Below are 16,560 nucleotides of genomic sequence, written 5' to 3'. Positions count from 1 at the left end.
GGAGGCAAAGATGCAAAGGATCAGCGTGATCGTGCCCATGTACAACGAGGCGCGTCACATCACCCGCACCCTGGACAGCGTGCTGCGCGCCGCCCGGGCGGCGACCCTGGACTGCGAACTGATAGTGGTGGACAACGGCTCCACCGATCAGGGGCCGCAACGGGCACGGGAGCTGGGCGCGCGGGTGCTGCTGTGCCCGGGCATCGGCATCGGCGCCCTGCGTAACCGCGGTGCGGCGGTGGCCACCGGCGATAGCCTGGCGTTCCTCGACGCCGACATCGAAGTGCCCGGCAATTGGCTGCAGCTCTGGCAGCAGGCCCAGGCCGAGCGGCGTGCCGAGGTCTTCGCCCTGGACTGCGCGGCACCCGCCAGCGCCCCCTGGTTCGCCCGGGCCTGGCAGCGCCGCAGCCTGGCCGGCGACCCGCAACCCCGGCTACTGCCGTGGATGCCCACCCCCAACCTGTGCCTGCAGCGGGCCTGGTTCGAACGGGTCGGCGGCTTCAACGAACAGCTGCGCACCGGCGAGGACAAGGATTTCGGCCTGCGCCTGCACGCTGCCGGCGCCCGCCAGTTGAGCCTGCCCCAGCCCCAGGTGCTGCATTGGGGCTACGAGGCCAGCTGGGCCGAATGGGCCGGCAAGGAACGCTGGCGCCAGGGCAGCCACGTGCAACTGCTCAAGGGCAGCGGCCTCAGCCTGCGCCTGTTGCGCTTCCCCCTGTTGTGCCTGGCCTGCGCCCTGCTCAGCCTCGTGGCGCTGCTGTGCCTGCTCGCGGGCCTGCCCGGCGCCGCGGGCCTGTGCCTGCTGCTGGGGGCGCTGGCGCCCCTGGCCCTGGCCGTGCGCCAGGGCCTGCGCCAACGCGACCCGCTGTTCGTCCTGCAACTCTGGCTGCTGCACTGGGTGCGCCTGCACCTGGGCGCCCTGGCCCTGGTGCAGGCCCTGTTCAACCGTTCTGCCGAGAGACCTGACCGTGGCTAAAACACTTTTCTGGCTGTGCCTGCTACTGCCTTTCTATGCCTGGGTCGGCTACCCCCTGCTGCTGGCCCTGCTCAGCCTGTTCGTCAGGCCGCGGCCGGTGCAGGAAGGCGCGCCGCTGTCGGTCAGCGTGATCATCGCCGCGCACAACGAAGGCCCGCACATCGAGCACAAGCTGCGCACCCTGTTGCAGCAGGACTACCCGGCCACCGACTTGCAGATCATCCTCGCCAGCGACGGTTCCAGCGACGACACCGTGGCCACGGCCCTGGGCGTGCGCGACTCACGGATCGTGGTCCTGGACCTGCCCCGGGTGGGCAAGGCCGGGGCGCTGAACGCCGCGGTGGAACTGGCGCGCAACGACATCCTGGTGTTCACCGACGCCGACAACCAGTGGTCCCACGACACCCTGGGCAAGCTGCTGGCGCCCTTGGCCGACCCGCAGGTAGGGGCCTGTGGCGGGCACATGATCATCCCCGACCCCGGGCACAACCTGAGCCTGGGAGACAGCCTGTACCGGCACTACGAGGCCTGGTTGCGCCAGGCGGAAAACCGCACCGGCTGCATGGTCTCCGCCGACGGCGCGCTGCTGGCCCTGCGCCGCGAACTGTTCCAGCGGATTCCGGCCGAGGTCAACGATGACTTCTTCATCAGCACCTGCGCCCCGGTGGCCGGCAAGCGGATCGTCTATGTCGAGGAGGCCCAGGTGCTGGACCAGGGCGTGGACGAAGCCGGCAAGCAGTACCGGCGGCGCCTGCGGGTCACCGTCGGCGGCCTGCAGAGCCTGGCCCAGCGCCGCGAGCTGATGAACCCACTGCGCCACGGCGCCTACGCCATCGCCCTGATCAGCCACAAGCTGATCCGCCGCCTGGCCCCGGTGCTGTTGCTGCCACTGCTGGTCAGCAGCCTGCTGCTGTGGAATGCCGGCGCCTTCTACAGCCTGGCCCTGCTGGCCCAGGTGCTGGGTTACGGCGCCGGGATCATGGGCCTGCTGGACCGCCGCGGGCGCCTGCCCAAGGTGTTTCGCCTGGCCGGTTTCGTGCTGGTGACAATGGCCGGCATGAGCATGGGCCTCTGGCAATTTCTCCGCGGGCAGCGCTATGCCCTGTGGAACCCACAACAGAACCGCTGACATGAACCTCAAACTCAACCTCAAGCGCCTGCTGGGCAGCGCCTACTTGCACAGCGTCGGCCGCGCCCGCCTCAGCGAAGCCGGGGTGGTGCTGATGCTGCACCGGGTGCTGGCCGACGAGCAGGCCGCCCGCCGGCCGCACCGGGCGCCACTGTGCGTCGGCCAGCGCCAGTTCGAGCACCTGCTGCGCTGGCTGCGGCGGCATTTCGACTGTGTGCCGCTCAATCACCTGCTGCAATACCCCGGCGGTGACCGGCCGCGCCTGGCCCTGACCTTCGATGACGGATGGCGCGACAACGCCGAGGTGGCCTACCCGCTGTTGGAGCGCTACGAGGTGCCGGCGAGCATCTTCCTCTCCACCGACTTCATCGGCAGCGCCCAGGGCTTCTGGTGGGAGTCCATCGGCGAAACGCTCTGGCTGCGGCCCGCAAGCGCCGCGGCCCGGCCGCTGCTGGAACAGTTGCAGGTGCTGCAACTGGCACCTGCGGCCGAACTGTTGCAGCCGGGTGACAGCGACGCCCGCAGCCGGCTCCTGGGGCGCTACCTGCAACGCTTGAAGACCCTGCCCGGGCCCACCCTCCAGGCCCTGGCCGACAGTTGCCCCAACGAGCACGGCCCCCACAGCCTGGACTGGGCCCAGGTGCAGCGCCTGGAGCGTTCGGCACTGGTGCGCTTCGGGCCCCACGGCGCCAGCCATGCCATTCTCACCGGCCTTGACGAGGCCGCGCTGAAAGCGGATCTGCAACGCTCCCATCAGGCGTTGCAGAACCATTGCCAGGCGCCGCTGGAGTTCTATTGCTACCCCAATGGCGACCACAATGCCCAGGTGCGCGCCGCCGTCGCCGGGCTGGGTTATCGCTACGCCCTGGGCACCCGCCCCGGGCTGATCGAGGCCAGTGGCAACCCGCTCCTGGCCTTGCCACGCATCGACGTCAGCCACGCCAGCGCCGCCCGCCCCGGCTTGCTGGCCTGGCGCCTGCTGCAGGGAGCCCGGGCATGAAGCGCGGCGGCTACCTCTGGCACCTGGCCCTGAGCATGGGCACGCGCCTGGCGATGATCGGCCTGCGGCTGCTGCGCAACGTGCTGCTGGCTCGCTTGCTGGGCCCGGCGGATCGCGGCCTGTTCGCCCTGCTCAGCACCCTGCCGGACCTGATTGCCGCCCTGACCAGCGGCGGGCTGAACACCGCGGTCGGCTATGAAGCCGCGCGCCAGCGGCCCATGGGCCTGCTACTGACCCAGGTGCTGGTGTACGGCTGCCTGCTGGCCAGCCTGCTGACCCTGGCCGGGCTGGCATTGATGAACACCCTGGGCAGCCAGTGGGAACTGAGCCTGCAACTGGGGGACCTGGCCTGGCTGTTGTTGCTGGCGGTGCCCATCACCGTGCTCAAGAGCGGCCTGCTGACCCTGCACAACGCCGATGGCCGGGTCGAAGCCTTCAATGCCCTGCGCCTGCTGGAATCCCTGGTGCCGCTGCTGCTGTTCGTCGGCCTGTGGTGGATCTGGCGCGACCAGCCGCTGTCGGCGGCCCTGGTCAGCTGGCTGGGGGGCACCTTGCTGGTGGTGGTGGTTGGCTGGTGCTGGTTGCGACGCTTCCACGACCTGGGCCTGCGCTGGCAGGCCGGGGAACAGGGCAAGCTGCTGCGCTACAGCGCCCAGAGCCACCCCGGGGTGCTGTCACAACAATTGATGCTGCGTTCGGACTACCTGTTCATCGGGGCCCTGCTCGACCCCGCGGCCCTGGGCTGGTACGCCATGGCCAGCGCCGCCGCCGAGCTGCTGCTGATCATTCCCGAGGCGGTGACCACGCCACTGATGAAGCGCCTGCTGCAACAGGGGGCGGGCATCGAGCAACTGACCGCCCTGGCCCTGCGCCTGACCGCCACGGTGATGCTCGGCGCCTGCCTGTGCATGGCGCTGATCGGCCAGTGGCTGATTGTCACCCTGTTCGGCGCCGACTACGCCCCGGCCTACGATGCCCTGCTGGCCTTGCTGCCCGGGCTGTTCGGCCTGTGCTACGCGAGCATCCTGCGCCTGGACCTCTTGGGCAAGCAGCGCCCCGGCACGCTGTCGCTGCTGCTGGCCGGTGGCGCCCTGCTGAACCTGGCGCTCAATGCGCTGCTGATCCCGTCGCTGGGCATCGTCGGCGCCGGCCTGGCCTCGTCCATTGCCTACCTCGCGGTGAGCCTGGCCATGCTCGGCCTGTATTGCCACCTCAGCGGTGTGGCCTGGTACCGCACCCTGATCCTGTTACCTGGAGACATCGTCTACGTGCGCCAGTTATTGCGCCCTAAGGAAAGGCTTCAATGAAACCCTGTTCCCTGCTCGCCCTGATGCTGATCTCGGCGGCCACTGCCCTGCACGCCGCGCCCCTGCAATGGGGCGATATCCGCGACGGCAGCCTGTACCTGCAAGCCGAGGCCGGCGACACCCTGCACCTGCGCTGGAGCCCGGCCTGGCAGAGCGACGCCAACCAGGAGCAGCTGTACCTGCTGCGCCCGGACGGCCAGTTGCTGCAACAGCTGGAGATTCGCGCCGACCAACCCTACGGCCAGCGGGAAGTCCAACTGCCCGCGGCCCAGGGCGACTACCGGCTGCAGGTACCGGGCTACAGCTTTCGCAACTTCAAGGTCAGCCACGACAGCGCCACCCTGGCCCAGTTCGAACCGGCCAAGGTGCATTTCAGCGCCGACGTGCCCAGTGGCGTGGAGCTGTATTTTCGCGTGGCCGCCGGAGAGCAGGCGGTACTGGCGGGCAAGTATTACGGTGGGGTCAGCGTGCTCCAGGCCACGCGCCTGAGTGACCACCAGTTGCTGCGCCTGAAGCTGGTGGAGCACCCGCAGTACGGTCAGTTCGACCAGATCCCGCTGCCGGTGGCCCAGCAGGACGAGGTCTGGCGCCTGTCCCTGGGCGGCTCGGGCAAGGTGGCGTTCTGGCTCGACGGCACCGCCAACCTGTTCGCCCAGGACCTGCGCCAGTTGCACCCGCTGCAATGGACACCGGGCCGGGTCGAGCTGAGCCTCAAGCCGCAGATGCGCGGCCCCAGCCCGCACCTGGGGATCGCCCTGCCCTATGCCCAGCCGCCGCAGTCGACCTTTGAACTGCTGCGGGCCCTGGGGCCGCGGGCGGCCAACTTCTACAGCTTCGTCGATGTGATCCAGCAGGAACCCCAGCGCGAGCTGGGCTTTCGCCGGCTGTACCGCGAAACGTTCAAGATCGACCGCGACATCACCCTGCTGGCGGGCACCGGGCGCCGGGCGGTGCTGGCAGCCGACAGCCAGAGCTTCGCCGGCCTCGACGCCTGGCTGGCGGACAGCGTGCGCCTGGGCAACCAGGGCCTGCACTACCTGGCGTTCGCCGACGAACCCAACCTCAACTACCCCAGCTACGCCGTGTTCGCCAGCTACTTCGGGCGCATGCTGGAGCACGTCAAGGCCAACCCCGAGGCCCGGGCCGCAGGTGTGCGCATTGCCATGCCGGTCAGTTCGCGGCTGCTGGACGGGCCGTTTCGCATCGGTGCCGGGCAGCGCCGCGGCATCGACTGGGCGCGCCAGTTGCTGGAGGCCCACGGCGCCGATATCGACGCCATGGCCTGGCACGAGTGGATGGTCCGCGACCTGCTGGCCACCCGCCGCTACCGCGCCAGCGTGCGCGCCGCCGCCGACCTGGTGGGCCTGGATGACCTGGGCCGGCCGCGCAAGGCGCTGTTGCTGAGCCAGACCAATATCTCCAGCGGCCCGGACCTGAGCCCCTATCAGCAGGACACTCACTACGCCGCCCTGTGGTGGATGTCGGTGGTGGCCAATGCCTCCCAGGACGGCCTGCTGGACATGCTCAACTGGTTCCAGGCCGCCGATGAGCCCGAGTACCCCAAGGGCATGCTGGCCCAGCACGACGCCCAGCGCTTCAGCCTGAAGCCGGTGGCCGTGGCCCAGCAATTCATCCAGCGGCACTGGCTGGGGCAGGTCCAGGCGCTGGACAACCCGGCCTTCGAGGTGGATGCCCTGGCACTGCGCGATGGCCCGCGCCACAGCCTGCTGGGCGTGACCAAGACCCCGCGCGCACAAACCATCGACCTGGACGGCGCCGAGCAGATCTGCCAGGCCGGCCCGAGCCTGGAGCTGCTCGGCGCCGACGGGCACAGCCGCTCCGCCGCCGTGCAGTGCAGCAATGGCCGGGCCCAGTTGCAGGTGCCCGGTGAAACCCTGTTTGCCTTGACCTGGAAAACCCTATGAGTCGCTTGACCGGCCTGTTGGCCAGAATCCGCCGCAAGGGCCTGCGTGGCAGCCTGCGGGTGCTGCGTGAACGCTTCTTCTATTACCACTGGGAATTGCTGACCCTGGAACGCTCCCTGGCCTTGCCGGTGCCCTGCCCCATCAACCCCGGCCGCTGGCCCCAGGTGCCCATCACCCGCGAGCTGCTGCCGGCCTTCGACAAGTACTTCAAGGCGCAACTGCCGGCCATTCGCGGCCTGCTGGACAAAGGCAGCCGCGGCAGCGCACACCTGGATGAAGACGGCAACGTGATGATGATGGTGTGGATCAGTGAGCGCGATTACTACGACGATCAGTTGTACCGCTGCTGGATGCGCATCCCGCCGGGCTGCCTGTATCAGTTCGCCGGAGAGTGCGCGGTGCCATATCGCGGCTCGGGGGTGGTGATCCTGGCGCAGAAGCTGCTTTGGGACGAATACCGCGAGCGCGGCTTCAAGGCCACCCGGGCCCTGGTCAACGTGCGCAACGAGCCGGCGCTGAAGATGCACATGCGCCTGGGGTTCCAGGAAGTGGGTGAATCCCTGCATGTCTACTGCCTGTTGCGCTGCCTGCACTTCCACCGCCGCCGGCCCTACCACCAGACACGCCTGCACCACCTGCGCCGCGGGCGCCTGGCACAGCAGCCCAGCGGTTCCAGCCCTATCGACAAGGAACGTTCGTGAGCCTGCGTTGGCAATGGTGCGCCAGCCTCTGCACCCAGGACTTTCCCGTGGCGGCCTATGAGCAACTGCGCCAGCAAGTGCCACAGGCCACGCCGTTCAATCGCTTGAGCTGGCTGCAGGGGGCGGAACGGGCCCTGGAACACCGGCACTTGCAGATACTCCTGGGCTGGCACGGCCAGCGCCTGGTGCTCTGCCTGCCGCTGACCCTGGGCCGCGAAACCCGGGCCGGCCTGCGCCTGCAGGTGGTACGCCACTTGGGGCATCCGCTGAGCGATCGCCTGGCGCTGCTGGTCGCGGACCCGGCGCAAGGCGCCATGCCCGAGGTGCTGGAGCAGATCCGCCGGCAACTGCCCCATGACCTGCTGCAACTTCATGAACTGGTGGACGCCGAGCGCCTGCTGGCGCCCTGGCGCCGGGCCAGCTGGTACAGCGAACAAGCCCTGAGCTGCCGGGCGCCGGAACACCTGATTGTCGACAGCGACCGCGAGGAAGCCACCGGCACCTTGCGCTACGAGCTGCGCCGGGCGAAGAAACGCTGCGCGGAAATCGACGCTCGGGTGATCCGCATGGCGCCCCAGGCCGACGGCATGGACGGGGTGCTGGAAATGCTCCGCGAGGTGGAACAGGCCAGTTGGAAAGGCGTAGACGGGTTGGGGATCTTCTCCGGGGAGCTGCGCTGGCAATGGATGGCCAGCGCCCTGCGCGGCCTGGCCGCCGAAGGTTGTGTGCGGGTGGTGATGCTGGAACACCAGGGCCGTTGCATCAGCTATCGCCTCGGCCTGCTGGAGCGCGGCCGCCTGTACGACTACAACATCGCCTTCCTGGCGCAATACAAGAACCTGGGTAGCGGCCGGCTGCTGCTGGATGAGTGGATCCGCTGGGGGCTGGACGAAGGCTGGCAGTGGGTCGATGCCTCGCGGGTCAGCCTCAGCCGCTCCAGCCATCAGTTGCATGAACGCATGAGCGGCCTGGTGGAACACCAGCGCTGGAGCTTCTATTCCTGGCGCCCGCGAGCGCTGCTGGCCGGTACCGCCGAACGCATCTGGCAGTGGCTCAAGCCGCGCCTCAAGGCCTGGCGCGAACGGCGCCAGGCCAACACCGTACAAGGATCCCGCCCATGAACCGCCCCCTGACTGCCGCCCGGGCCCACCAGGTCATCGTCAATGCCGACGACTTCGGTCTCGACCTGGACTACAACCAGCTGACCCTGCGCGCCTTCAAGCGAGGGGTGATCAGCTCGGCGACCCTGATGGCCAACATGCCGGCGTTCAACGACGCCTGTGAACTGACCCAGCAGCACGGTTTGCTGGGACGCATCGGCCTGCATTTCAACCTCACCTACGGCGCGCCACTGAGCCCGGCGATGCGCCACCAGCCGTTGTTCTGTGACCCTCAGGGGCAGTTCGACCTGAACCTGCGGCGCTCGGCCCTGCGCCTGCCGGCCGCGGCGGCCGAGGCGGTGCGCGAGGAGTTGCAGGCCCAGTGGCAGCGCTGTGTCGATCAGGGTGTGCGGCCCAGCCATATCGACTCCCACCAGCACGTGCACAACCTGTGGCCGGTGGCAGCCATCGTCGCTCGCTTCGCCGCGCAGCAAGGGGTGCCGGTGCGCCTGGCGCGCAATGTGGGGGGCAACATCGGGCCCCTCAAGCGGTTGTTCAAGAGCGCGCTCAACCTGCGTATCCGCTGGTTGTGCGGGGCCGGGGCCCAGAGCGTGTGCACGCCCAGAGACCTGCTGGAAGGTTTTCGCCCGCCCGGCGTGATTGAAGTGGTGGCCCACCCGACCCAGCTGGCCGAGGGTGATTTCGGTGACGATTACCTGCCGGCGCAGCAGTCTCTGGAACAACTGCTGCAACAGGCATTGCCCGGGTATCAACGCATTGCCTACAGCGAGCTGTAAAAACATTAGCTCCCTATGCAATTTAATCGGCAATTAATCCGTCAGGCTAAAAGTGTCATTGACCGCGCTAGTTCAGAACAATCTGAAGCGCTGCGCGGCAAGTTCTAACGCCTGATTGGCGCGGAACTGACGTAGCCTGCATCGGAGAATTGCCATGAACCTGCGTATCGGTTTGACTGCCACCGCCCTGCTGTTGAGTGCCCTCAGTGGCCTGGCCCAGGCAGACAGCACCACCGCCGTGCCCTACCACTATGGAATGCCGCTGCATGTGGGCAAAGTGATCTCGATGACCGAACCTGCGACCCAGGAGTGCAAAGTGATCACCGCCGACATGAAGTTCATCGACAACCAGGGCAAGCCCGAGGAAATCACCTACAGAAAGATGTCGGATGCGTGCACCACCGATAATTGAGGCTGTGCAACACGCTCACACGGGGCCGCGCTGCGGCCCCTCATCACGCCCGGTGCCGATCGGCAAGCCGGGGTTCGCGGCGGCCTGGCGGCCCCGCTGTTGAATTCCCTACTCCCGAAGGCGCCTAGAATGCACGCCGCAGAGGGGCAACCTGGCGAGGGTTGTGCGCCAGGTCGTAGCGCAATTCGGCAATCAGCTCGTTGATTTCCCTACAGCCGTTGAGCTGCGAGGCGTCGATGCCGGTAACCACCAGGTCGACCCGGTCGGTTTGATGGTCGCCGAAGACCTTCACGGTCATCGACAGGTCGGGGCTTAGGGTGCATTGGCAGCGTTTGGGCAGAAAGCTGCTTTCAATGATATTTCGCAGTTCAAGGGCAGATAAAAACATGGCGACTCTCTCCTTTGTTCGAGACGGCCAATCAATAGGCAAACAACCTGACAACAATGACGTCCGTGTTCGGTAGTGATCCGGGCCCGGTCTTGATCCTTGCAGACGGAGCCAAGCTACAGACTAAGCCGCTTTCCCGAGGCTGCTAAATTCGATTTCGCTCTGAGCACCGGGGTTTTTCGCTGGGTTGGCTGCCAGCCCATACCGGCCGCCGGCCTATCCCTCCATTTGCGTGCAACTGGTCTTGTTTCAAGGTTTTGCTCAATCGCGGGCCTGATTGATAAAGCAGCAGGAAACGTGCCTGGCCGGCAGCGCCACAGGGCCCTGCGAAATCGGCACGCGGCGTAAGAGCAGCCGTGCAAAGTGCAAGAAAGCAGGCAGTTGGCCTTGCAAAATACCCTGCTACCCAGGACGTTTGCATTGCGCCTCGGGCGCCGGTCAGAATGCCCGGGCCGGACTTTCCCCAAGGCGCCCACTCAAACGGGTGTATCGCGCTTTCAATCAGCCAGGAGGCTTCATGCGTCTGCTCCCCCTTGCCAGCGTCACCCTGCTTTCGGCTCTCTGCGCCCAGGCCTTTGCCGCCAAGCTCGAAGACACCGCACCCTACCCCAAGGCCGAAGACGGCTTCACCCGCCAGGTCATCCACCTGCCCAAGCAACAGCACGAAGACCGCTACAAGGTCGAGATCCTCGCCGGCAAGACCCTCACCGTGGACTGCAACCTGCAGCGCCTGGGCGGCAAGCTGCTAGAGAAGAACCTCGAAGGCTGGGGTTATCCCTACTACCGCCTGGACCAGGTCAGCGGCCCGATAAGTACGCGGATGGCCTGCCCCGACGGCAAGACCCGCGAGGATTTCGTCCCGGTGACCGGTGACGGCTTCGTCTTGCGCTACAACAGCAAGCTGCCGATCGTGATCTACGCGCCCAAGGACGTGGAAGTGCGCTACCGCCTGTGGAGCGCCGCGGACAAGACAGAAAACGCCCGCCAGGAATAAGCCATCCCCCAGCCGGAGTGCCGCCCTTGATTACCTGCCATGTCAAATACGTGATCGACCCCTACCAACTGGCCGAGTTCGAAGCCTACTCCAAGGCCTGGATCGCGGTGGTGAGGCGGCTGGGCGGCACCCACCACGGCTATTTCCTGCCCTCCGAAGGTGCCAGCAACATCGCCTACTGCCTGTTCAGCTTTCCTTCCCTGGCGGACTACGAAGCCTACCGCCAGAGCGCCCTCAGTGACCCGGAAAGCGTGGCCCTGGTAGCGGCGGTGGTGCAAAAGCGCTTCATCCTCAGCTACGAACGCAGCTTCATGCGCCCTCTGCTGTCGTAGGAGCCGGCTTGCCGGTGAAGCTTGCATCGCTGCGCAGGGCGCCTTCGCTGGCAAGCCAGCTCCTACAACAGGCAGGTACACCGTGCACGCCCCCGTAGGAGCCGGCTTGCCGACGAAGAGGCCCGAAAGGTTTGCATCGCCGCACAGGCCGCCTTCGCTGGCAAGCCAGCTCCTACAGCAGGCAGGTACACCGTGCACGCCCTCGTAGGAGCCGGCTTGCCGGCGAAGAGGCCCGAAAGGTTTGCATCGCCGCGCAGGGCGCCTTCGCTGGCAAGCCAGCGTCTACAAGGCGGCGTTGCTCAGGGCGGCGCGTTCGGCGACGTGGCGCAGGCTGTCAAAGTTGATGTTGGCGCCCGAGTCGATCGCCACCAGGGTCTGGCCGCGGACGCCGCTTTGCGCCACGTATTCCTTGATGCCCGCCACCGCCAGGGCGCCCGAGGGTTCGGTGATGGAGCGGGTATCGTCGTAGATGTCCTTGATCGCCGCACACAACTGGTCATTGCTGACGCTGATCACTTGATCCACGTGATGCCGGCAGATCTGGAAACCATGCTCACCGATCTGTGCCACCGCAACACCGTCGGCAAAGGTTCCCACTTCAGGCAGCACCACCCGCTGCCCTGCCGCCAGGGCCTGTTGCAGACAGTTGGAATGTTCGGACTCGACACCAACGATGCGGATCTGTGGCCGTAGGTATTTGACATAGGCGGCGATCCCGGCGATCAGCCCGCCACCGCCGACCGGAACGAAGATCGCGTCCAGTTCGCCCTGCTGCTGGCGCAGGATCTCCATGGCCACGGTGCCTTGCCCGGCAATCACATGGGGATCATCAAAGGGTGAAACAAAGGTACTGCCGGTGCGTTGGGCCAGATCCAGGGCATGCTCCAGGGCGAAGGGAAAGCTCTGGCCATGCAGGATCGCCTCGGCGCCGCGGCTGCGCACCCCCAGCACCTTGAGTTCCGGGGTGCTGGCGGGCATCACGATGCTTGCCTTGATCCCCAGTTCCCGCGCCGCCAGCGCCACGCCCTGGGCATGATTGCCGGCGGACGCGGTGACCACTCCGCGCAGCTTCTGCTCCGGGGTGAGGTGCGCCAGGCGGTTGTAGGCGCCACGGATCTTGAAGGAAAAGGTCGGTTGCAGGTCTTCGCGCTTGAGCAGGATCTGATTGCCCAGCCGCTCGGACAGCGCCGGCGCCGCCTGCAACGGCGTACGGATCGCCAGGTCGTAGACCGGCGCCGCAAGAATCATCTTCACGTAGCGCTCCAGCAACGCCATGTCGGCACTGGGCTGGGGGGTAGCAGAACGGCTGGGGCGACTCATGGTGGATCTCCTGGCTGTGTACGAAGCCCGGGAGACAGAGAGAAAAAACCCGCCTCCAGGGCGGGTTGGGTGCAGTCGTCAGCAAGCCCGCCAATAAGGAATGGCGGTAATAATGCTTGGCTGGAAACGATATGCAGGGAAAGTCATGGGCTGGAAATTACTCGCGCCAGCAGGCTCCGGTCAACGCTTTTTTCCCGCCCCTCCTTGAACGGCGACGTCTGCCATCGGGCACCGTGGCTTGAAGCCCAATATACGAAACATATATGATTCGTATATTTCCTCAAGGGAGGCCCCCATGGGCATCGTCAAGATCTCCGATGAACTGCACGAGCAGATCCGCGTGGCCAGCGCCGCCATGGACCGCTCGATCAATGCCCAGGCCGAGTTCTGGATGAAGATCGGCCTGCTGGCCGAACTCAACCCTCACCTGGCCTACAACGACCTGATCAACAAGCTGTTGCTGAACAAACCCGACCTGCTCAGGGGGCGCGCATGACCCAGGCCCTGATCAAGACCCCGGAACAACTGGCGCTGATGCGCGAAGCCGGGCGGCTGCTGGCCCAGGTGTTCACCTATCTCGACGGTTTTGTCGCCCCCGGCCTGTCCACCCTGGAGCTGGACGCCGCGGTGGAACACCTGATCCGCCATGAACTCAAGGCGCGCCCGGCCAGCAAGGGCCAGTACAACTACCCCTACTGCATCAACACCTCGATCAACGAGGTGGTGTGCCACGGCATGCCCCACCCCAAGGCCGTGCTCAAGGACGGTGACATCATCAATATCGACATCACCCTGGAGAAGAACGGCTACATCGCCGACTCCAGCAAGATGTACCTGATCGGCACTGTCGGGCCCAAGGCCCGGCGCCTGGTGGACACCACCTTCGAGGCCATGTGGGCGGCGATCAAGGTGGTGCGCCCCGGCGCCCGGCTGGGCGATATCGGCCATGCCATCCAGGCCCATGCCGAAGCCAAGGGCTACAGCGTGGTCCGTGAATACTGCGGCCATGGCATCGGCCGGCAGATGCACGAAGAGCCGCAAATCCTCCACTTCGGTCGCCCCGGTACCGGCCTGGAGCTGCGCGAGGGCATGGTCTTCACCATCGAGCCGATGCTCAACCAGGGCAGCGCCCGGGTCCGCGGGCTCAAGGATGGCTGGACCGTGGTCACCCGCGACAACGGCCTCTCGGCCCAGTGGGAACACACGGTGGCGGTGACCCGGGACGGCTTCGAGGTGCTGACCCTGCAACCGCAATGAAGGCCCCTACCAGGCCTGGCCGCGCCGCTTGAGCTCCAGGCGGCGGACAAACTCCTCCAGCACCAGGGCATAGAGATCGTCCTGCAGGTAGGCATCCTCGATGCCGGCGTCGAGGTTGGGGTTGTCGTTGACCTCGATCACCACCACCTTGTCGCCGGACTGCTTGAGATCGACGCCGTACAGGCCGTCGCCGATCAGGTTGGCGGTCTTCACCGCCAGATCCACCACCGCCCGGGGCGCTTCGTGGATCGCCAGGGTGCGGCACTCGCCGTTGATGTCCTGGCCCTTGGCCTTGTGGTTGTAGATCTGCCAATGGCCCTTGGACATGAAGTACTGGCAGGCAAAGATCGGCTTGCGGTTGAGCACGCCGATGCGCCAGTCGTACTCGGTGTAGAAGAACTCCTGGGCCAGCAGCAGTACCGAGTGCTCGAACAGCTCGGCGGTGGCTTCCATCAAGGCCTGCTGGCTCTCGACCTTGATCACTCCGCGGGAAAAACAGCCGTCGGGGATCTTCAGCACCAGGGGAAAACCCAGGCGCTCGCCGACCCGTTCGAAATCCTGCGGTCGCTCCTTGTAGAGAATCTCGGTGGCGGGCATGCCCAGTTGATGGCCCTTGAGCAGGTCGCTGAGGTAGACCTTGTTGGTGCAGCGCAGGATCGACGCCGGGTCGTCCATCACCACCAGCCCTTCGCTCTCGGCCTTCTTGGCAAAACGGTAGGTGTGGTTGTCGACGCTGGTGGTCTCGCGGATCAGCAGCGCGTCATATTCGGCCAGCCGCGAATAGTCCTTCTTCTCGATCAGTTCCACATCGATGCCCAGGCCCTTGCCCACGCGAATGAAACTCTCCAGCGCCCGAGGGTTGGAAGGCGGCAGCAGTTCCTGGGGATCATGGAGAATGGCCAAGTCATAACGGGCCACTTGCCGGGAGCGCGGAACCCGCCAGACCTTACGGCTGAAACTGTCCAGGGAGTTGGCGAACTGATCTTCCTGATCTTCGCGCAACTTATGCAGCGCCCCCGACTTGACGCCTTCGATGTGCCAACTGTTAGTTCGCTTGAAATCAACTAACAGGATCGGACAAGGGAAGAGTTCAAACAATTGCCGAGCCAATTCCTGCAAGGGCTCTATATGAGTTCGACCGAAGTAAAGGGTCAGCGTAAAGCCTTCGGTATCGCGGTAAAGATGATTGCTCAGGGCCTTTTCCAGGCTCTTGTCGAGATCATCCAGGGCCAACCCATAAAGCGCCTTGCGGGTCAGTTCGCTGATGGTGCGCACCGAGGGAATCACCCGGTGGCCGCGGGCTTCAGCCAATAGCGAGCAATAGTAGCCATGCCCCAGGTACTTGTAGCTGCGGCACAGGTTGATCACCTGGACGCGCTTGCCGGGCGCGCTTTCGCGGCTGTGTTCGAGGTACTCCTGGGCCGTGAGGATGTCGTCGCTGGGAAAGTACGAGGCCCAGTCTTCCTTGCGTTCGACAATAATGATTACCTGGCTTGAGGTTTTGTCCAGCCGGGCAATATTAGTTGAGGAAGTGATTGTCGCCGGCAAACTTTGCCCGGATACTTCTCGCCAATGACCTTGTACCGCTGACATAAAGTTCGCTCTCGCTGAAGAACCTGACCCTTTCTATTAAGCACGAACTTTTTTTGAAGTCTCGTTTCATTACGCAACTTTTACGGCGGTCATATGGATCTTGTCTTTCGCACTGCAACCCTCGAGGACTTGCCGGCGCTGGTGGCGCTGGAAGAACAATGTTTCACCAGCGACCGGCTGACCCCGCGCAGCTTCCAGTGGATGATCAGCCGCGCCCATGGGCAGCTGCTGGTGGCCGAACAGCAGGCGCAGGTGCTGGGGTATGCCCTGGTGCTGTTTCATCGCGGCACCTCCCTGGCGCGCCTGTATTCCCTGGCTATCGTCGAAAGCGCCCGGGGCCTGGGGCTGGGCAAGCGCCTGCTGCAACGCATGGAGGCCTGTGCCCTGGCCCATGATTGCGCCTACCTGCGCCTGGAGGTACGCACCGACAACCCTGCGGCCATCGCCTTGTACGAGCGCAACGGCTACCGGCGCTTCGCCCTGGTCCCCGACTATTACCAGGACCACGCCGACGCCCTGCGCCTGGAAAAGCGCATCCTCCAGCACCGCGAGACCCGTAGCATCCGCGTGCCCTATTACCAGCAGACCACCGACTTCACCTGCGGCCCCGCCTGCCTGCTGATGGCCATGGGCGCCCTGCAACCTTCACGGCCCCTGGAGCGTCGGGAGGAACTGCAGATCTGGCGTGAAGCCACCACCGTCTTCATGACCTCGGGCCATGGTGGCTGCAGCCCCCAGGGCCTGGCCCTGGCGGCCTGGCGCCGCGGTTTTGCCGTGCGCTTGCAGGTCAACAGCAGCGGGCCGCTGTTTCTCAACGGCGTGCGCGACGAACATAAAAAGGACGTCATGCGCCTGGTCCACGATGAGTTCTGCAAGGAACTGGATGCCAGCGAAGTGCAGCAGGTGCTCGGCGGGCCGCTGGACCTGCCCGGCCTGTTGCGTGAAGGCGGCCAGCCCCTGGTGCTGATCAGCAGCTATCGCCTGACCCGCTCCAAGGCGCCGCACTGGGTGATAGTCACCGACTGCGACCAGGACTTCGTCTACCTCCACGACCCGGATGTCGACCACAGCCAGCACCGCCAGCCCCTGGACTGCCAGCACCTGCCGGTGAGTCACGGCGAGTTCGCCAAGATGTGCAGTTTCGGCAGCAGCAAACTGCGCGCCGCGGTGATCCTCTTCCCCCCGCGAGCCCACCCGTAGGAGCCGGCTTGCCGGTGAAGAGGCGCAGCCTTGCGCGGCCCCTGCCAGCGCCTTCGCTGGCAAGCCAGCTCCTACAGCAGCCAGATACGCCTCGCAGCCGCCCCCCGTAGGAGCCGGCTTGCCGGCGAA

At 65.8% G+C, this 16,560-nt stretch carries 17 protein-coding genes; 14 read left to right on the top strand and 3 right to left on the bottom strand.

Annotation, left to right across the window (positions count from 1 at the left end):
- The first annotated feature begins 10 nt into the window (after positions 1-10).
- The 9 genes from ACUXVH_RS10010 (at position 11) to ACUXVH_RS09970 (ending at position 9,347) form a co-directional block, all read left to right on the top strand.
- Positions 11-976 carry a glycosyltransferase gene (locus tag ACUXVH_RS10010; RefSeq protein ID WP_065364096.1) on the top strand — a complete coding sequence of 322 codons (966 nt, stop codon included), beginning with the start codon at positions 11-13 and terminating at the stop codon, positions 974-976.
- On the top strand, positions 969-2,105 hold the full coding sequence (locus tag ACUXVH_RS10005; protein WP_065364097.1) for a glycosyltransferase: 1,137 nt from the start codon (positions 969-971) through the stop codon (positions 2,103-2,105). The genes ACUXVH_RS10010 and ACUXVH_RS10005 overlap by 8 nt, the downstream gene beginning before the upstream one ends.
- A 1-nt stretch (position 2,106) precedes the next feature.
- On the top strand, positions 2,107-3,105 hold the full coding sequence (locus ACUXVH_RS10000; RefSeq protein WP_065364098.1) for a polysaccharide deacetylase family protein: 999 nt from the start codon (positions 2,107-2,109) through the stop codon (positions 3,103-3,105).
- Positions 3,102-4,412 (top strand): lipopolysaccharide biosynthesis protein, encoded by a 1,311-nt coding sequence (locus tag ACUXVH_RS09995; protein ID WP_019093964.1) that lies wholly within the window; start codon positions 3,102-3,104, stop codon positions 4,410-4,412. The genes ACUXVH_RS10000 and ACUXVH_RS09995 overlap by 4 nt, the downstream gene beginning before the upstream one ends.
- Positions 4,409-6,337 (top strand): hypothetical protein, encoded by a 1,929-nt coding sequence (locus ACUXVH_RS09990; RefSeq protein ID WP_019093963.1) that lies wholly within the window; start codon positions 4,409-4,411, stop codon positions 6,335-6,337. Before ACUXVH_RS09995 ends, ACUXVH_RS09990 begins: the two co-directional genes overlap by 4 nt.
- Positions 6,334-7,038 carry a GNAT family N-acetyltransferase gene (locus ACUXVH_RS09985; protein ID WP_011061378.1) on the top strand — a complete coding sequence of 235 codons (705 nt, stop codon included), beginning with the start codon at positions 6,334-6,336 and terminating at the stop codon, positions 7,036-7,038. Before ACUXVH_RS09990 ends, ACUXVH_RS09985 begins: the two co-directional genes overlap by 4 nt.
- Positions 7,035-8,159 (top strand): GNAT family N-acetyltransferase, encoded by a 1,125-nt coding sequence (locus tag ACUXVH_RS09980; RefSeq protein ID WP_065364099.1) that lies wholly within the window; start codon positions 7,035-7,037, stop codon positions 8,157-8,159. Before ACUXVH_RS09985 ends, ACUXVH_RS09980 begins: the two co-directional genes overlap by 4 nt.
- Entirely contained in the window at positions 8,156-8,935 is a 780-nt protein-coding gene (locus tag ACUXVH_RS09975; protein WP_065364100.1) for a carbohydrate deacetylase, read from the top strand. Before ACUXVH_RS09980 ends, ACUXVH_RS09975 begins: the two co-directional genes overlap by 4 nt.
- A gap of 154 nt (positions 8,936-9,089) precedes the next feature.
- On the top strand, positions 9,090-9,347 hold the full coding sequence (locus ACUXVH_RS09970; RefSeq protein WP_011061381.1) for a DUF2790 domain-containing protein: 258 nt from the start codon (positions 9,090-9,092) through the stop codon (positions 9,345-9,347).
- A gap of 124 nt (positions 9,348-9,471) precedes the next feature.
- On the opposite strand, the gene ACUXVH_RS09965 is transcribed toward ACUXVH_RS09970, so the two are convergent.
- A complete protein-coding gene (locus ACUXVH_RS09965) occupies positions 9,472-9,735 on the bottom strand; it encodes a DUF1652 domain-containing protein (RefSeq protein WP_011061382.1) in 264 nt (87 codons plus the stop codon).
- Positions 9,736-10,252: 517 nt separating this feature from the next.
- On the opposite strand from ACUXVH_RS09965, the gene eco reads away from it, so the two are divergent.
- Both eco and ACUXVH_RS09955 read left to right on the top strand, forming a co-directional pair.
- On the top strand, positions 10,253-10,729 hold the full coding sequence (gene eco, locus ACUXVH_RS09960) for a serine protease inhibitor ecotin (protein WP_015635680.1): 477 nt from the start codon (positions 10,253-10,255) through the stop codon (positions 10,727-10,729).
- A gap of 26 nt (positions 10,730-10,755) precedes the next feature.
- Positions 10,756-11,061, top strand: a complete 306-nt coding sequence (locus ACUXVH_RS09955; RefSeq protein WP_011061384.1) for an NIPSNAP family protein — start codon at positions 10,756-10,758, stop codon at positions 11,059-11,061.
- A gap of 282 nt (positions 11,062-11,343) precedes the next feature.
- On the opposite strand, the gene ilvA is transcribed toward ACUXVH_RS09955, so the two are convergent.
- A complete protein-coding gene (gene ilvA, locus ACUXVH_RS09950) occupies positions 11,344-12,381 on the bottom strand; it encodes a threonine ammonia-lyase, biosynthetic (RefSeq protein ID WP_015635681.1) in 1,038 nt (345 codons plus the stop codon).
- A 295-nt stretch (positions 12,382-12,676) separates the two neighbouring features.
- On the opposite strand from ilvA, the gene ACUXVH_RS09945 reads away from it, so the two are divergent.
- Together ACUXVH_RS09945 and map are read left to right on the top strand one after the other, a co-directional pair.
- Positions 12,677-12,877 carry a ParD-like family protein gene (locus ACUXVH_RS09945; RefSeq protein WP_011061386.1) on the top strand — a complete coding sequence of 67 codons (201 nt, stop codon included), beginning with the start codon at positions 12,677-12,679 and terminating at the stop codon, positions 12,875-12,877.
- Complete coding sequence (gene map, locus ACUXVH_RS09940) at positions 12,874-13,638, top strand: type I methionyl aminopeptidase (RefSeq protein ID WP_011061387.1); 765 nt, start codon at positions 12,874-12,876, stop codon at positions 13,636-13,638. The genes ACUXVH_RS09945 and map overlap by 4 nt, the downstream gene beginning before the upstream one ends.
- Positions 13,639-13,644: 6 nt before the next feature.
- On the opposite strand, the gene ACUXVH_RS09935 is transcribed toward map, so the two are convergent.
- The gene (locus ACUXVH_RS09935; protein WP_015635682.1) at positions 13,645-15,231 is read right to left on the bottom strand and encodes a RimK family alpha-L-glutamate ligase; all 1,587 of its coding nucleotides are present in this window, start codon (positions 15,229-15,231) and stop codon (positions 13,645-13,647) included.
- Positions 15,232-15,324: 93 nt separating this feature from the next.
- Here ACUXVH_RS09935 and ACUXVH_RS09930 point away from each other — a divergent pair, with 93 nt between their 5' ends.
- Positions 15,325-16,431 carry a GNAT family N-acetyltransferase/peptidase C39 family protein gene (locus ACUXVH_RS09930; RefSeq protein WP_065364101.1) on the top strand — a complete coding sequence of 369 codons (1,107 nt, stop codon included), beginning with the start codon at positions 15,325-15,327 and terminating at the stop codon, positions 16,429-16,431.
- Positions 16,432-16,560: the final 129 nt, after the last annotated feature.

The organism is Pseudomonas sp. 8(2025) (assembly GCF_052665325.1).
This window is presented reverse-complemented; position numbering and strand designations above follow the sequence as displayed.